Raw genomic sequence first — 15,293 nt, 5'->3', positions numbered from 1 at the left:
TCAGCCCACCTGCGGGACGGGAGGGAAGTTGGCGATCCACGTGTCGAACCACGGCCCGGTGCCGAGCGTGTTGGCGAAGACCCGGTAGAACGGCGCCATCAGCCGCAGGCTGCTGTCGAGGTTGTCCTCGTTCTTGTTGAGCACCGCCACCACGTTCTCGAGGTGCGCGAGGGCGGGCTTCAGGTCGGCACGCGACTGGCGGACCAGCGCGGTCAGCTCCTTGGAGAGCCGGCTGCTGGACACGAGCAGGTCGTGCACCGCCTCACGCCGCGCGACCAACGCCCGGAAGAGGACGTCGCTGTCCTCCATCAGCTCGATGATGTCCTCGTCGCGCGCGTCGAGGACCTTCGAGACCCGCTCGAGGTTCACCAGCAGGGTGTTGAGCTGCTCGTCCTTGGCGGCGATGTTGGCCGAGAGCCGGCTCAGCCCGGTCAGCGCGCCGCGGAACTCGTCGGGGGTGTTGCGGGTCAGGTCGGCGAGCGTCGTGAGCGACTCGGCGAGCTGGTCGGTGTCGATCTGCTCCGTGGTCGAGGCGAGCCCCTCGAACGCCTCGACCACGTCGTAGGGCGAGGAGGTCCGGTCGGCAGGGATGGTGGCGCCCTCGTCGAGCCGCCCTCCGCCCGCGGGCTCCAGCGCGAGGAACATCGAGCCGAGGATCGTCTTCACCTTGATCGCCGCGCGGGTCTCGGCGCCGAAGGCGGCCGTGTCATCGACCTTGAAGCTCACCTTGACCTGGTCGCCGTCGAGCTCGATCTCGTCCACCTGGCCCACTCGCACCCCGGCGATGCGGACCTCGTCGTCGACCTTCAGTCCGCCGGCCTCGGTGAACATCGCGTGGTAGGTGTCGCCGCCCCCGATCACCGGCAGGTCGTCGGCGCGCAGCGCGGCGACCAGCAGCACCGCCAGGACGACCAGGCTGACGGCGCCGACGACGACGGGGTTGCGCTCGCGGAAGGGCTTCATCCCAGGTCACACCTGTCCGATCCGGTGTGGTACTTCACCGGCAGCGAGACGTCGCCGGGCAGGTTGACCCGACCCTGGAACTCGCAGAGGTAGAAGTTGAAGAACGAGCCGTAGATCGCGGTGCGCCCGATCTTGTTGAGCTTGATCGGCAGCACCTGGATGGCCCGGTCCAGCTCGGCCTTGTTCCTGTCGAGATTGGCGGCCACGGCACGCAGCTCCTCGATGTCCCGGACGAACGGCTCGCGGATCCCGTCGATCAACGAGGCGGTCTCGACGGACAGGGCCGAGACGTCCTCCAGCGAGTCGAGGATCGCGTTGCGGTCCCGCTTCAGGCCACCGACGAGCGTGCGGAAGGAGTCGATGAGCCGGGTCAGCTGCTCGTCGCGGTCGGCGACGTGGTCGAGGACGACGGAGAGGTTGTCGATCAGGTCGCCGATCACCTGGTCGCGGTCGGCCAGCGTCGAGGTGACCGACGCGGTGTGGGCCAGCAGGCCCTCGAGCGTGCCGCCCTCGCCTTGGAAGACCTGCACCAGCTCGTAGGAGAGCTTGTTGACGTCCTCCGGCGACAACGCCTGGAAGAGCGGCTTGAAGCCGTTGAAGAGCACCGTCAGGTCGAGCGCAGGCCGGGTCCGCGAGACCGGGATGGTGGTGCCCTCCGGGAGCCGCTCGGTGGCACCGACCTCCTGGGTCAGGGAGATGTAGCGCTGGCCCACGAGGTTGCGGTAGCGGATCGAGGCGTGCGTGCCGCCGTTGACCGACGTGCCCTCGTCGACGGAGAAGGTGACGAGCGCGCGCGTGCGGTCGACGATCTCGACGTCGTCGACGGTGCCGACGCGTACGCCGGCCACGCGGATGTCGTCGCCCTTGGTGACGCCGGTCGCGTCGGTGAACTCGGCGCGGTACTTCCGCGAGTCGCCGAACCCGAGGTTGCCGATGGTCACCACCAGCACCGCCGTGGCCAGGGAGGTGACCACGACGAAGACCAGGAGCTTGACCAGGTCGACGGAGGTTCTGGCGTCGAGGAGCCGGCTCATCGCAGCGACACCTCCGCTCCGCGTGCCATCGGCCCCACCAGCAGCACACCGAGGTCCGGCACGTCGTCCGGGCCCATCCCCAGGCCGGGCGCGAGCAGCGCCTTGAGCAGGGCGCTCTCGTCCCGACCGCCGGCGTAGCCCGCCGCGGTTCCGGACCACCCCGGCCCGACCCGGCTCGTGCCCTTGCCGGTCGGCTCGTCGATGCCGTCGACGAAATCCGGCTGGCTGGTGACCGGGTTGCTCTGCGACCACGGCGGGTCGGGCAGCTGCCCGCAGGAGTAGCCGCTCTTGTCGCCGTAGACAGGGGCGTCCTGCGGCCCGTAGGCACGCGGCTGGTTGGGCAGTGTCTCGAGGACGATGTGGAGGGTGAAGCCGCGGAACGCCTCGCCCTGGAGCTTGCCGGCGCCCACGATGCCGCCGAGCAGGCAGGGATACCCGGGGGCGTAGCGGGCGAACACCTCGAGCTGGGTCGCGCCGAGCTCGGCGAGGTGCACGAGGTTGTCGCCGTTGGCCCGGGAGAAGCGCTCCGCCACGGCTGCGAACCTCGAGACGTCGTTGAACAGCGCCTGCAGCCTGTCCTCGCGGTCCTCCAGCGTGGAGGTGGTCGTGATCGTGTTGCGCAGGATCGTGGCGACCTCCGGCAGCACGTCGGCGTAGGTGTCGGAGACCTCGGCGGTCAGCCGCAGGTCCTCGATCAGGCCGGGCAGCTCGGGGTTGAAGCGGGTCAGGTAGCCGTCGAGCGTCTCCAGGCTCGCGCCGAGCTGCTCCCCGCGGCCCTCGAGCGCGGTGGCGATCGCGTTGAGGGTGGTGTTGAGGTCTGCGGGCTGGACGGCGCGCAGCAGTGGGTAGAGGTCGCTGAGCACCTGCTCGACCTCGATGGACAGGTCGGTCCGCTCGATGACGTCGCCGTCGGCCAGCGGCCGGGCCGAGGACGTGTCGCCGGGCACGATCAAGGAGACGAACTTCTCGCCGAACAGCGTCTTGGGCAGGATCGAGGCGGTGACGTCGGCAGGGATCTGTGCCGTGCGGTCCTGGTAGAGGCCGAGGGTGATGTCGGCGCCCTCGGCGGTGGGATCGAAGCCCAGCACCTCGCCGACGATGACGCCCCTGATCTTGACGTCCGCGCGGTGCGGTAGCTGGAGGCCGATGCGGGAGGCGTGGACGGTCACCTCGTCGTAGTCGGAGAACTTCTGGGTGAACACGCCGTACGTCACCCACACCGCCGCCAGCATGAGGGCGAGGAACAACACGCCCAGGGACCTGGTCCTCAGCACCCGATCACCCCGCCAGCCGGACGGTCGTGGCCGCGCCCCAGATGGCCATGGACAGGAGCAGGTCGAGCACGTTGATGGCCACGATGCTCGTGCGCACCGCGCGACCGACGGCGACGCCCACCCCGGCGGGTCCGCCGGAGGCGTGGTAGCCGTGGTAGCAGTGGATGAGGATCACCGTCACGGCGAACACGAGCACCTTGCCGAAGGACCACAGGACGTCGCCCGGAGGCAGGAAGGCGTTGAAGTAGTGGTCGTAGGTGCCCGGCGACTGGCCGTAGATCTGCGTCACCACGAGCCGGCTGGCGAAGTACGACGACAGCAGGCCGACGACGTACAGCGGGATGATCGCGACGAGCCCGCCGACCACCCGCGTCGCGACCAGGAAGTGCATCGACGGGATCGCCATCACCTCGAGCGCGTCGACCTCCTCGGAGATCCGCATCGCGCCGAGCTGGGCGGTGAACCCGCAGCCCACGGTGGCTGCGAGCGCGATCCCGGCCACCAGGGGCGCGATCTCACGGGTGTTGAAGTAGGCCGAGACGAAGCCCGAGAACGCGGCGGTCCCGAGCTGGTCGAGCGCGGCGTAGCCGGACAGGCCGACCTGCGCCCCGGTGAAGAACGTCATGCCGACGATGACCCCGACGGTCCCGCCGATCACCGCCAGCGCGCCCGAGCCCAAGGTGACCTCGGCGAGGATCCGCATGATCTCGCGGGGGTAGCGGGTCACCGCGCGGGGCACCGCCCTGAGCACGGCGAGGTGGAAGGCCAGCTGGCCTCCGAGGTCGTCCAGGGAGGCGAGGGGCTTGGCGTAGACGTCCCTGAGGGCCCACTTCGAGGACATCGTCATCCGCCCCTGGGGGGCACGACCTGCAGGTAGATCATGCTCAGGACGAAGTTGGCCACGAAGAGCAGCAGGAACGTGATGACCACGGACTCGTTGACCGCGTCGCCGACGCCCTTGGGGCCGCCCTTGGCGTTCATGCCCTTGTAGGACGCGACGATCGCGGCGATCAGGCCGAAGACGAGCGCCTTGATCAGGCCGATCCACAGGTCGGGGAGCTGGGCGAGGGCGGTGAAGCTGGCGAGGTAGGCGCCCGGAGTGCCGTCCTGCAGGATGACGTTGAAGACGTAGCCACCGGCCACGCCCACGACGCTGACCATGCCGTTGAGGAAGAACGCCACGAGCATGCAGGCGAGCACCCGCGGGACGACGAGGCGCTGGATGGGGTCGATGCCCAGCACCATCATCGCGTCCAGCTCCTCGCGGATCTTCCGCGCGCCGAGGTCGGCGGCGATGGCGGAGCCGCCGGCGCCGGCGATCAGCAGGGCGGTGCCGATCGGCGCGGCCTGCTGGACCACGGCCAGCACCGAGGCCGAGCCGGTGAAGGACTGCGCACCGAACTGCTTGATCAGCCCGCCGACCTGCAGCGCGATGACGGCACCGAACGGGATGGCGACCAGGGCCGTGGGGACGATGGTCACCGAGGCGATGAACCAGGCCTGCTGGATGAACTCGCGCAGCTGGAAGGGCCGCCGGAACAATCCGCGCCCCACGTCGAGGGCGAAGGCGAACAGGTTGCCCGCGACCCCGATGGGCGCGAGGGCGCGCGAGGACGTCGACATGGCCACGGCGCCTCAGGCTCCCGGGGCGAGGCCGGCGTTGCTGGACTCGAACGATCCGGGCGGCGGCGTGACGCCGTTCTCCCGGCACCACTGTCCCGCCGGGCGCTGGCTGCGCCGCGGGATGCCGTTGGAGGGATCGAGCTGCAGCGGGATCGGCGGCAGCGGCGGCAGCTCCTGGCCCGCCTCGGCGGCGAGCTCGTCGGCGTCCTTCTCCTCCGACATGCCGATGGGGCCGACCCGCTGGGCGTTGAGGAACTGCCGCACCACGGGCTCCTCGGAGCTCAGGAGCTGCTCGCGCGGGCCGAACATGGCCAGGTGCCGGTGGTAGAGCAGGCCGATGTTGTCCGGCACCGTCCGCGCGGTGTTGATGTCGTGGGTGACGATCAGGAACGTCGCGTCGATCTGGGCGTTGAGGTCGACGATGAGCTGGTTGAGGAACGCCGTGCGCACGGGGTCGAGCCCGGAGTCGGGCTCGTCGAAGAGCACGATCTCGGGATCCAGCACCAGCGCACGGGCCAGGCCGGCCCGCTTGCGCATGCCGCCGGAGATCTCGCCGGGCAGCTTGTCCTCGGCCCCGAGGAGCCCGACGAGGTCCATCTTCTCCATGACGATCTCGCGGATCTCGGACTCGGTCTTGCGGGTGTGCTCACGCAGCGGGAACGCGACGTTGTCGTAGAGGTTCATCGAGCCGAACATCGCGCCGTCCTGGAACAGCACGCCGAACAGCTTGCGGATCTCGTAGAGCTCGCGCTCGGAGCAGCTCGCGATGTCGGTGCCCTCGATGACGATCGAGCCCTTGTCGGGCTTGAGCAGGCCGATGAGGGTCTTGAGGAACACCGACTTGCCCGTGCCGGACGGACCGAGCATCACGCAGATCTCGCCCGCAGGGACGGTGAGGGTCACGTCGCCCCAGATCAGCTGCTTGCCGAACGACTTGGTGAGGTCCTCGACCTTGATCTCCACACCCACGCGCGCGGCCCCTTCCTCCCCGTCGCTACTCCTGAGTAGTCCAACGCGGGACTGCGCGGCAGGTTACGCCGGGATGCGACGGTCGTCACACGGATGCCCGAACGAGCACAGGGCGGTCACCCCCGAACGAGGGTGACCGCCCTGGGCGGTCGACGACCGGGCCGCGAGGGCCCGGCCGTCAGCGGGTCACTTGACGGTGACGGTGGCGCCGGCGGCCTCGAGGGCCTCCTTCGCCTTGTCCGCGGTCTCCTTGTTGGCGTTCTCGAGGATCGTCTTGGGGGCGGCCTCGACGAGGTCCTTGGCCTCCTTCAGACCGAGGGAGGTCAGGGCGCGCACCTCCTTGATGACGTTGATCTTCTTGTCGCCGGCGGCCTCGAGGACGACCTCGAAGTCGTCCTTCTCCTCGGCGGCGGCGGCGTCGCCACCAGCGGCACCACCGGCGGCCGGGGCGGCGGCCACGGCGACGGGGGCGGCGGCGGTGACGCCGAAGGTGTCCTCGAACTGCTTCACGAACTCGGAGAGCTCGATCAGGGTCATCTCCTTGAACGCGTCAAGGAGCTCGTCGGTGCTGAGCTTCGCCATGGTGGCGGTTCCTTCCGTGTGTGGCGCGACCGCGGTGGTGCGGGTCGTGCCGGGTTTCAGGTGGTGTACGTCGGCCTGGGCTCAGGCGTCGGTGGACTCGGCGGCCGGCTCGGCAGCCTCGTCGGTCGCCTCGGGCTCGGCGGCCGCGGGGGCCTCCTCGACCGGGGCGTCCTCGGCAGCGGGAGCAGCCGGCGTACCGGCACCACCTGCGAGGATCGAGGGGTCCTGCTGCGCCTTGGCCTCCAGGGCACCCGCGAGACGGGCGGCCTGGGCGATCGGGGCGTTGAGCAGGTAGACGGCCTGGGAGAGCGAGGCGAGCATCGCGCCCGCCAGCTTGCCCAGCAGCACCTCGCGCGACTCGAGGTCGGCCAGCTTGGCCACCTCGGACGCGTCGAGCGGCTTGCCGTCGAGGACGCCACCCTTGATCACAAGGGCGGGGTTCGCCTTGGCAAAGTCACGCAGACCCTTGGCGGCCTCGACCACGTCTCCATTGATGAAGGCGATGGCGGTGGGGCCGGTCAGCAGGTCGTCGAAGCCGTCGATGCCCACCTCGGTGGCGGCGATCTTGGCCAGCGTGTTCTTGACCACGGCGTAGTTGGCGTTCTCGCCGAGGGAGCGCCGCAGGTCCTGCAGCTGCTTCACGGTGAGCCCGCGGTACTCGGTCAGCACAGCGCCGGCGGAGTCGTTGAAGGACTCAACGATCTCTGCGACGGCGGCAGTCTTCTCTGGCCGCGCCATGGGTCTCCTTCCGGGGTTGACCACCGGCGTCCGGCCCACAGACGACGAACGCCCCGAGCGCAGGCTCAGGGCGTGGGTGCGGCGCGAGGCCGCTGCTCTGTCACCTGCGCCGGCCGTCCGCTCCTGCGAACCTTCGGCCACGGGCGAGGAGCCCGTGACAACCTGCGGTCTTTGGTTTCGAAGAAGGAGACTACGCCGGCCGGCCGGACGGGCCAAATCGGCGCCGCGGGCCGTTCGCGGCATTACCCCCACGCGGAGCTCGTCGGACTGGTTCGATGGGCGGCGTGGATCACCAGCTCACGACGGTCGGGGCCTCGCTGGCTCGCAGCGACGAACGCATGCTCACCGGGCGCAACGCCGCCGGAAGGGTGTGGAAGACGGGTTTCGAGGGGCTCGACCCGCTGATCGGCGGCGGCATGCGCGCCGGCTCGCTCGTCCTGCTCGCCGGCCCGCAGGGTCTCGGCAAGTCGACGTTCGCCCTTCAGGTGGCGCGCAACAACGCCGCCACCGGGCGGCCCGTCGTGTACTTCTCCTACGAGCACGACGCCGAGGACCTCACGCAGAAGCTGCTCGCCATGGAGGCCGGGGAGCTCGACGACTCCGACCAGGTGCGCATCACCCACGTGCGCGCGATCTTCGACGACCTGTGGGTCAGCTCGCTCGAGCGCCGCCTCGAGTCCGTGCCGGCGGGCACCGAGGCGCTGGCCCGGGTCGCGCACTACTCCGAGCAGCTCTTCGTGCACCGCTCCACCGGCACCCGCACCGACCTCGCCGCCATCCATGCGGCCGTCGAGGCGGTGCGCGAGATGGCCGGCAGCGCGCCGCTCGTGGTTGTGGACTACCTGCAGAAGGTCAAGTCGCACCACGACGACGACGAGGCGCGCTCCACCGAGGTCGTCGAGGGCCTCAAGGACCTCGCCATCGACCTCGGCGCGCCGGTGCTGGCCGTCGCCGCGGCCGACAAGGAGGCGCTGCGCTCGGGGAAGCGGATGCGTGCCAACGACCTGCGGGGGTCCAGCGCGCTGGCCTACGAGGCCGACGTGGTGCTGGTGCTCAACAACAAGTTCGACATCGTCGCGCGCCACCACCTGACCTACGACCTCACCAATGCCGAGCGGTTCCGCGACTACGCGGTCCTCACGGTCGAGAAGAACCGCTTCGGCCGCGACGGCGTGGCCCTGCAGTTCCGTACGCGCTTCGACCAGGGCCGCTACGAGCCCGAGGGAGCCCCGGTCAAGGAGCAGCTCATCGACGAGCGGGTCTTCCGGGAGTGACCCCTCAGGCGCCGGGGGCGTCCTGGGTGACCTCGCTGGCCGGGGGCGCCTGGATGTCGACCTCGGTGCCGAAGTCGGAGTAGGTGCCCTCGCTGGTCGTGGTGGTGGGCTGCCCGCCGCCGACGGCCGGGATCTCGATCGTCTGGGAGAACTTGCGCGGCAGGTCGTCGGCGTCGACCCACATCTCGGTCACCAGCTCCTCGGGGAGCATGTCCGCCATCGCCGGCGGGAACTCCATCGCCTCGAGGTACTGAGTGGGGTCGAGGGTGATCCGGTAGTGGTTGGTCTCCACGCCGTCGACCTCCTCGGTGCCCACGAGCTCCAGCTTCTTGGGAGCCTCCATGGCCTGGAACATCACCTCGGGGTCGGTGGCCTTGCCGATCATCCCGAACAGCGAGTTGGGGTCGCTCAGGTCGACCTCGAGCCACTTGTCACCGGTGCCGAGGTCGGGCGACTTCAGGTACATCGTCTTGCCGAGGAGGATCAGCTCCATCGCCTGAGCGCCGGTGCTCGAGGCCTTCATCTCGACGCCGTCGTCGCCGAACCTGGCCTGGCCGGTCATCGTCTGGGCCTGGCCGGCCGCGCCGGTGGCGGTCTCGAAGGCGAACGTCTCCGCCTCGCGCATCGCGGCCATCACCGACGGGTAGAAGTCCTCGCTCGTCAGCTCCGCCAGCGAGGCCTCCGCGGGCTCCTCCGACGGCTCCTCAGCGGGCTCCTCCGACGACTCGTCGGCGGCACCCTCGCTCGACTCGCTGGTGCTCTCGTCGGTGGCGGAGCTCGACGAGTCCCCGGACCCGTCCTCTCCGCTGCAGGCGGCGAGCCCGACCCCGAGGGTCAGCACCAAGGTGGCGGTGCCGAGGCGGCGGGTGAGGGACGTGCGGCGCATGGGATCTCCTGGGACGAGGACGGGAACGGACGAGGTGGGACGCGATGCGCCCGCCTCGTTCCTACCCGATGGTTCCACATCGAAACGGCGGCCCGGACAGCAGTTCGGTGCGGACAGCAGTTCGGCCCGGCCGCCCCAACAGGGCGACCGGGCCGAGCACGACTGCCGCGGATCAGGCCTGGACGGCCTCGTCCTCCGAAGCCACGTTCTTGATGCGGTTGGGGTCGACCTGGATGCCGGGGCCCATCGTCGTGGAGACGGTGACCTTCTTGATGTAGCGGCCCTTGGAGCTGGCCGGCTTGAGGCGGAGCACCTCGTCGAGGGCGGCCGCGTAGTTCTCGGCGAGCTGGACCTCGGAGAAGGACGCCTTGCCGATGATGAAGTGCAGGTTGGCGTGCCGGTCGACGCGGAACTCGATCTTGCCGCCCTTGATGTCGGAGACGGCCTTGGCGACGTCGGGGGTCACCGTGCCGGTCTTCGGGTTGGGCATGAGCGAGCGGGGGCCCAGGACACGACCGAGGCGGCCGACCTTGCCCATCATGTCGGGCGTCGCGACGACGGCGTCGAAGTCGAGCCAGCCGCCGGCGACCTTCTCGATCAGCTCGTCGCCGCCGACGAACTCCGCACCGGCCTCACGGGCGGCCTCGGCCTTGTCGCCGTTGGCGAAGACCAGGACGCGGGCGGTCTTGCCGGTGCCGTGCGGGAGGTTGACGGTGCCGCGGACCATCTGGTCCGCCTTGCGCGGGTCGACGCCGAGTCGCATCACGACGTCGACGGTCTCGTCGAACTTCTTCTTCGAGCCGCCCTTGGCGATCGAGATGGCTGCCAGCGGGGCGTAGAGCTCGTCCTTGTCGAACGTCTCGGCCGCCGCGCGGTAGGTCTTGCTGCGCTGCATGAGTCTTCTCTTTCGTTGGCCGGGGCGCGGCGAGCGCGCTCCGAGAGTGGAGTGGTCGGCGAGCCAGCGCGGCTCTCCCACATGCCCCTGACGGGGCGCTGTCAGTCGGTCGTGATGCCCATCGAGCGCGCAGTGCCCTCGACGATCTTCATGGCCGCGTCGATGTCGTTGGCGTTGAGGTCGGGCAGCTTGGTCGCCGCGATCTCGCGCACCTGGTCCTTGGTCAGCTTGCCGACCTTCTCCTTGTGCGGGACGCCCGAGCCCTTGGACAGCCCGGCAGCCTTCTTGATGAGCTCGGCGGCCGGCGGCGTCTTGGTGATGAAGTCGAACGAGCGGTCCTCGTAGATGGTGATCTCGACGGGGATCACGTTGCCGCGCATGGACTCGGTCTGGGCGTTGTAGGCCTTGCAGAAGTCCATGATGTTGACGCCGTGCGGGCCGAGCGCCGTACCGACCGGCGGAGCCGGGGTGGCCGAACCGGCCTGCAGCTGCACCTTGACCAGTGCGGCGATCTTCTTCTTGGGAGGCATTGCCTTCTCTCTCTCTTGTGGTCCTGACGAGGGCGGACGCCCCCTGCCACGGGTTGTTGCTCGTCCATTGTCGGTCCGCCGGGCGGACCGGGTGAAATCGTCAGACCCGCTGGATCTGGGAGAACGACAGCTCGACCGGGGTCTCGCGCCCGAAGATCTCGACGAGAGCCTTGACGCGCTGCGACTCGGCGTTGATCTCGGTGATCGTCGCGTGCAGCGTGGCGAACGGGCCGTCGACCACCATGACCGAGTCCGAGACGCTGAAGTCGGCCACCTCGACCGGCTTGCGCGGGGTGGTGGCGGAGCCCTTGTCGCCGGCGGCGGCGGCCTCGGCCTCGGCGACGGCCACGACGGCCGGCGCGAGCATGTCCTCGACCTCGCTCATGCTCAGCGGGACCGGCTGGTGGCTGTGCCCCACGAACCCGGTGACCGACGGCGTGTGCCGCACGGCCGACCAGGACTCGTCGGTGAGGTCCATGCGGACCAGCACGTAGCCGGGCAGGACGGTGCGGGTGACCATCTTGCGCTGGCCGTTCTTGATCTCCGCGACCTCCTCGGTGGGGACCACGATCTCGTGGATGTAGTCCTCCATGTTGAGGGAGATGATGCGGTTCTCGAGGTTGTGCTTGACCCGCTTCTCCATGCCCGAGTAGGTGTGCACGACGAACCAGTCGCCGGGCTTGGCCCACAGCTCGCGGCGGAACGCCTCGAGCGGATCGCTCGCCTCGGCGTCGGCGTCGGCGTCCTCGGCCGTGCCGTCCGCGTCGGCCGCGCCCTCGGCGTCGTCCTCCGCGTCGTCCTCGACCGAGTCCTCAGCGCCCTCGACGGAGTCCACGACGGGGTCCTGCGAGGTGACCTCGTCGGCGGACTCGACCTGGTCCTCGACCCGGTCGTCGTCATAGTTGTCAGACACGTCTCACTCCGTACGTCGTTGCTGGTGCCGGTCGCTGCGGACCGGGGGCCGGGCTGAGCCGGCGGATGTCGGTGCGGTGGAGCTCACTGCCCCGTCGTCACTGGGTGTTGCTGCCGGTGAAGATCTCGAAGACGAGCTTCCCGAAGGCCAGGTCGAGGACCGAGACCAGCAGCATCACGGCGAGGACGAAGACCAGCACCACGAGGAAGTAGGTGATCAGCTGCTGCTGGGTGGGCCAGACCACCTTGCGGAGCTCGGCCACCACCTGGCGCAGGAACGTGACGGGGCTGGTGCGCCCACGGTCGTCGCCGCGCGAGGCGCGCCGGTCCTGAACCGCGTTGCCGTCGGCCACGTTTCCCACCTTCTCGCTGTTGCTGTGTGCAGTGATTCCTCGCAGGGCACGAGGGACTTGAACCCCCAACCTTCGGTTTTGGAGACCGATGCTCTGCCAGTTGAGCTAGTGCCCTCCGATGGCCGCGCGCCCTATGCGGGGCATGCCGAAGCATGGGGTGCGAACCACCAGTCGAGAAGCATACGGGGCCGGTCCAGCCCCCGTCGAACCGGCGCGGCCGACCGGACCGCCCGACCGGACCGCCCGACCGGCCGACGCGCCCCCGGAGCGTCCCCCTACGATGCCTCGCATGTCAGGGGCCGACCGGGTGCGCGACGTCTCCGCGCTGCCGAAGGCGCACCTGCACCTGCACTTCACCGGCTCCATGCGTCACGGCACCCTCCTCGAGCTCGCCGAGCGCGACGGGATCGCGTTGCCCGACTCGCTGGTCGAGGACTGGCCGCCGCGGCTCAGCGCCGCCGACGAGAAGGGCTGGTTCCGGTTCCAGCGGCTCTACGACGTGGCCCGCTCGGTCCTGCGCACGCCCGACGACGTACGCCGCCTGGTGCGCGAGGCCGCCGAGGACGACGTGCGCGACGGCGGCCGGTGGCTGGAGATCCAGGTGGACCCCAGCGGCTACGCGGCGCGCTTCGGCGGCGTCACGGCGTTCACCGACCTGGTGCTCGACTGCGTGCGCGACGCCTCGGAGCGCACCGGTCTCGGCATGGCGGTGGTGATCGCGGCCAACCGCACCCGGCACCCGCTCGACGCGCGGACGCTGGCTCGGCTGGCGGCGCAGTACGCCGGCCGCGGCGTGGTCGGGTTCGGGCTGTCCAACGACGAGCGGCGCGGTCGGACCGAGGACTTCGCCGGCGCGTTCCGGATCGCGGCGCGCGCCGACCTGCTGCTGGTGCCGCACGGCGGCGAGCTGCGCGGGGCCGACCACGTGCGTGCGTGCCTCGACCAGCTCGGGGCCCAGCGGCTGGGTCACGGCGTCCGCAGCGTCGAGGACCCCGCGCTGCTGGACCGGATCGTCGCTGCCGGTGTCGCGCTGGAGGTGTGCCCGGTCTCCAACGTCTCGCTCGGCGTCTACTCCGACCTCACCTCGGTGCCCCTGCCGCAGCTGCTCGCCGCCGGCGCCACGGTGGCCCTGGGGGCCGACGACCCGCTCCTGTTCGGGTCCCGGCTCGCCGGCCAGTACGCCACGATGCGCGCGGCGCACGAGCTCGACGACGCGACCCTGGCCCGGCTGGCCGAGATGTCCTTCGCGGCCTCGCGGGCGCCCTCCGACGTCGTGGCGGCGGCCCGGCGCGACATCGCTGCCTGGCTGGGCTGACGGGGCTGCCTCAGAGCGAGCAGCCCACCGTCACCGGCTCGTTGACGAGCGTGACGCCGAACGCCTCGCGCACCCCGTCACGCACCTCGCGGGCGAGCGTGAGCAGCTCCGCGCTGGTGGCGTCGCCGCGGTTGGTCAGCGCGAGGGTGTGCTTGGTGGACAGCCCGACCCGCTGCCCCGCGGCGGCGCTGGTGTGGCCCCGGTGGAACCCGGCGTGCTCGATGAGCCACGCGGCGCTCGTCTTGACCGTGCCGTCGGGCTGCTCCCAGCGTGGGGCCTCGGCGGGCAGGCCGGCGGCCTGCTCGGGGGTCAGGACGGGGTTGGTGAAGAACGATCCCGCGCTCCAGGTGTCGTGGTCCTCCGCGTCGAGCACCATCCCCTTGCCGGCCCGCAGCGCCAGCACGGCGTCGCGCACGGCGGTGAGCCGGGCGCGCTCCCCGAGCTCCACCCCGAGGTGACGGGCGAGCTCGGGGTACGTCACCGGCTCGCCCAGGTCGCCCTGACGGAGCTGGAAGGCCACCTCGAGGACGACGTAGCGACCCGGCTCGGCCTTGAAGCGCGAGTGTCGGTAGCCGAAGCCGCAGTCGGCGGCGGCGAAGGTGCGCTGGGTCCGGTCGACCCGGTCCCAGGTGCGCACCCGGGCGATCGTCTGCGACACGTCCTGGCCGTAGGCGCCGACGTTCTGGATCGGGGTGGCGCCGACGGAGCCGGGGATGCCCGACAGGGCCTCGAGGCCCGCCCAGCCGCGGGCGACGGCGTGGGCGACCAGGCCGTCCCAGTCCTCGCCGGCCGCGACGGTGAGCACCACTCCCCCGCACTGGGCGGGGGTGTCCACGTCGCACGCGTCCGTGTCGGCCCGGACGCCGGTCGTCGCGACCTGCACGACCCGGCCGTCGAAGCCGTCGTCGCCGACGACGAGGTTGGACCCGCCGCCCAGCACGAGCACCGGCGTGCCGGTTGCGTCGGCCTCGGCGACCGCCGCGACGAGGTCCGCCTCGGTGGTGGCTCGCACCCACTCGCGGGCCGGGCCGCCCAGGCGCAGCGTGGTGTGCTGGCGCAGGTCAGGCACGGCCACCGGCCTGCCGCACGACCGCGCGCGGCATGCCGAGCACCTTGGTGCCCCCGCTGGTGACCTCGAGCGCGAGGGTGACCAGGCCGTCGGCGACTGACTTCACGGTGCCGCCGACCACGACCTCCGCGCCGCCGTCGGCGGGCACGACGACCGGGCTGGTGAACTTCGCGCCGAGGTCGACGACCTCGGCGCCGCCGGTCCACTCCGCGACGGCGCGCCCGACCAGGGCGAGGGTGTACATGCCGTGCGCGATGACGCCGGGCAGGCCGACTGCGAGCGCGACCTCCTCGTCCTGGTGGATCGGGTTGTGGTCACCGCTCGCGTCGGCGTAGGCGACGAGGTCGGCGCGGGTGATCGTGAACGTGCGCGGCTCCAGCGTGTCGCCGGCGGCGAGGATCGCGGTCATGCGGCACCTCCCGGTGCGGCCGAGTGGACGAGGGTCGCCTTGCCCGTGCAGACCACGGCCCCGGTCTCGTCGGTGATCTCGCTGGTCGTGGCGATGATGTCGGCACCGCCGATCTGGCGCAGCCCGGTGACGGTCAGCGTCGCGGTGAGCTCGTCGCCGACCTCGGGCGGACGGACGTAGGCGAAGCGCTGCTCGCCGTGGACGATGCGGTGCAGGTCGATCCGCTCGGCGTCGAGGAAGGCCTGCATGGCCCCGAAGGCCAGCACGATGGGGAACGTCGGCGGCAGCGGCTCGCCGGGGCTCTGCGGGTGGCCGACGGCGGCGGCGAACGCGCTGACCCGCTCGGCGGTCACGGTCAGGGACGCCGGGGCGGGGAACTCGCGTCCCACGAGGGAGGGGTCGACGGGCATGGCTCCAACCTAGAACACACAGCGACCCGCCCGAGTGTCTCGGACGGGTCGGTGGTG

At 70.7% G+C, this 15,293-nt stretch carries 18 protein-coding genes and 1 tRNA gene; 2 read left to right on the top strand and 17 right to left on the bottom strand.

Annotation, left to right across the window (positions count from 1 at the left end; translation table 11 throughout):
* The 8 genes from J3P41_RS09495 to rplJ form a co-directional block, all read right to left on the bottom strand.
* On the bottom strand, window positions 1–963 hold the full coding sequence (locus tag J3P41_RS09495; RefSeq protein WP_210650064.1) for an MCE family protein: 963 nt from the start codon (window positions 961–963) through the stop codon (window positions 1–3).
* Window positions 960–1,997, bottom strand: coding sequence for an MCE family protein (locus tag J3P41_RS09490; protein ID WP_210650063.1), 1,038 nt, complete (start codon window positions 1,995–1,997; stop codon window positions 960–962). The genes J3P41_RS09495 and J3P41_RS09490 overlap by 4 nt, the downstream gene beginning before the upstream one ends.
* Entirely contained in the window at window positions 1,994–3,271 is a 1,278-nt protein-coding gene (locus tag J3P41_RS09485) for an MCE family protein (RefSeq protein WP_307861917.1), read from the bottom strand. The genes J3P41_RS09490 and J3P41_RS09485 overlap by 4 nt, the downstream gene beginning before the upstream one ends.
* Window positions 3,272–3,275: 4 nt before the next feature.
* Entirely contained in the window at window positions 3,276–4,112 is an 837-nt protein-coding gene (locus J3P41_RS09480; RefSeq protein WP_210650062.1) for an ABC transporter permease, read from the bottom strand.
* A gap of 2 nt (window positions 4,113–4,114) precedes the next feature.
* On the bottom strand, window positions 4,115–4,894 hold the full coding sequence (locus tag J3P41_RS09475; RefSeq protein WP_210650061.1) for an ABC transporter permease: 780 nt from the start codon (window positions 4,892–4,894) through the stop codon (window positions 4,115–4,117).
* Window positions 4,895–4,906: 12 nt separating this feature from the next.
* Window positions 4,907–5,863 (bottom strand): ABC transporter ATP-binding protein, encoded by a 957-nt coding sequence (locus J3P41_RS09470; RefSeq protein ID WP_210650060.1) that lies wholly within the window; start codon window positions 5,861–5,863, stop codon window positions 4,907–4,909.
* Between the two features lie 186 nt (window positions 5,864–6,049).
* Window positions 6,050–6,445, bottom strand: coding sequence for a 50S ribosomal protein L7/L12 (gene rplL / locus J3P41_RS09465; RefSeq protein ID WP_210650059.1), 396 nt, complete (start codon window positions 6,443–6,445; stop codon window positions 6,050–6,052).
* 81 nt (window positions 6,446–6,526) lie between these two features.
* Entirely contained in the window at window positions 6,527–7,183 is a 657-nt protein-coding gene (gene rplJ / locus J3P41_RS09460) for a 50S ribosomal protein L10 (RefSeq protein ID WP_210650058.1), read from the bottom strand.
* 284 nt (window positions 7,184–7,467) lie between these two features.
* Here rplJ and J3P41_RS09455 point away from each other — a divergent pair, with 284 nt between their 5' ends.
* Entirely contained in the window at window positions 7,468–8,457 is a 990-nt protein-coding gene (locus J3P41_RS09455; protein WP_210650057.1) for a DnaB-like helicase C-terminal domain-containing protein, read from the top strand.
* 4 nt (window positions 8,458–8,461) lie between these two features.
* Here J3P41_RS09455 and J3P41_RS09450 read toward each other — a convergent pair whose 3' ends face one another.
* The 6 genes from J3P41_RS09450 to J3P41_RS09425 all read right to left on the bottom strand — a co-directional run bounded on the left by J3P41_RS09450 (window position 8,462) and on the right by J3P41_RS09425 (window position 12,148).
* A complete protein-coding gene (locus tag J3P41_RS09450; RefSeq protein WP_210650056.1) occupies window positions 8,462–9,343 on the bottom strand; it encodes a hypothetical protein in 882 nt (293 codons plus the stop codon).
* 172 nt (window positions 9,344–9,515) lie between these two features.
* The gene (rplA, locus tag J3P41_RS09445) at window positions 9,516–10,238 is read right to left on the bottom strand and encodes a 50S ribosomal protein L1 (protein ID WP_210650055.1); all 723 of its coding nucleotides are present in this window, start codon (window positions 10,236–10,238) and stop codon (window positions 9,516–9,518) included.
* Between the two features lie 101 nt (window positions 10,239–10,339).
* Window positions 10,340–10,768: a 50S ribosomal protein L11 gene (gene rplK, locus J3P41_RS09440; RefSeq protein WP_210650054.1), complete on the bottom strand. Its 429-nt coding sequence runs from the start codon at window positions 10,766–10,768 to the stop codon at window positions 10,340–10,342.
* Window positions 10,769–10,868: 100 nt separating this feature from the next.
* Window positions 10,869–11,681: a transcription termination/antitermination protein NusG gene (gene nusG / locus J3P41_RS09435; protein ID WP_307861916.1), complete on the bottom strand. Its 813-nt coding sequence runs from the start codon at window positions 11,679–11,681 to the stop codon at window positions 10,869–10,871.
* 97 nt (window positions 11,682–11,778) lie between these two features.
* Window positions 11,779–12,033, bottom strand: a complete 255-nt coding sequence (gene secE, locus J3P41_RS18670) for a preprotein translocase subunit SecE (RefSeq protein WP_307861915.1) — start codon at window positions 12,031–12,033, stop codon at window positions 11,779–11,781.
* A 42-nt stretch (window positions 12,034–12,075) separates the two neighbouring features.
* Window positions 12,076–12,148: transfer RNA gene (locus J3P41_RS09425), tRNA-Trp, on the bottom strand.
* 174 nt (window positions 12,149–12,322) lie between these two features.
* Between J3P41_RS09425 and J3P41_RS09420 the strand changes: the two genes are divergently transcribed.
* On the top strand, window positions 12,323–13,348 hold the full coding sequence (locus tag J3P41_RS09420) for an adenosine deaminase (protein WP_210650053.1): 1,026 nt from the start codon (window positions 12,323–12,325) through the stop codon (window positions 13,346–13,348).
* 10 nt (window positions 13,349–13,358) lie between these two features.
* Here the strand turns inward: J3P41_RS09420 and J3P41_RS09415 are convergent, their stop codons facing one another.
* Genes J3P41_RS09415 through J3P41_RS09405 form a run of 3 tightly spaced genes read right to left on the bottom strand, consistent with a single transcriptional unit; the run spans window position 13,359 to window position 15,236 of the window.
* The gene (locus J3P41_RS09415) at window positions 13,359–14,417 is read right to left on the bottom strand and encodes a UDP-N-acetylmuramate dehydrogenase (protein ID WP_210650052.1); all 1,059 of its coding nucleotides are present in this window, start codon (window positions 14,415–14,417) and stop codon (window positions 13,359–13,361) included.
* Window positions 14,410–14,826: a MaoC/PaaZ C-terminal domain-containing protein gene (locus J3P41_RS09410; protein WP_210650051.1), complete on the bottom strand. Its 417-nt coding sequence runs from the start codon at window positions 14,824–14,826 to the stop codon at window positions 14,410–14,412. Before J3P41_RS09410 ends, J3P41_RS09415 begins: the two co-directional genes overlap by 8 nt.
* Window positions 14,823–15,236: a MaoC family dehydratase N-terminal domain-containing protein gene (locus J3P41_RS09405; RefSeq protein ID WP_210650050.1), complete on the bottom strand. Its 414-nt coding sequence runs from the start codon at window positions 15,234–15,236 to the stop codon at window positions 14,823–14,825. The genes J3P41_RS09410 and J3P41_RS09405 overlap by 4 nt, the downstream gene beginning before the upstream one ends.
* Window positions 15,237–15,293: the final 57 nt, after the last annotated feature.

The sequence above is a fragment of the Nocardioides sp. SYSU D00065 genome, from assembly GCF_017916425.1.
In the GTDB taxonomy this organism is placed as follows: Bacteria; Actinomycetota; Actinomycetes; order Propionibacteriales; family Nocardioidaceae; genus Nocardioides.
This window is presented reverse-complemented; position numbering and strand designations above follow the sequence as displayed.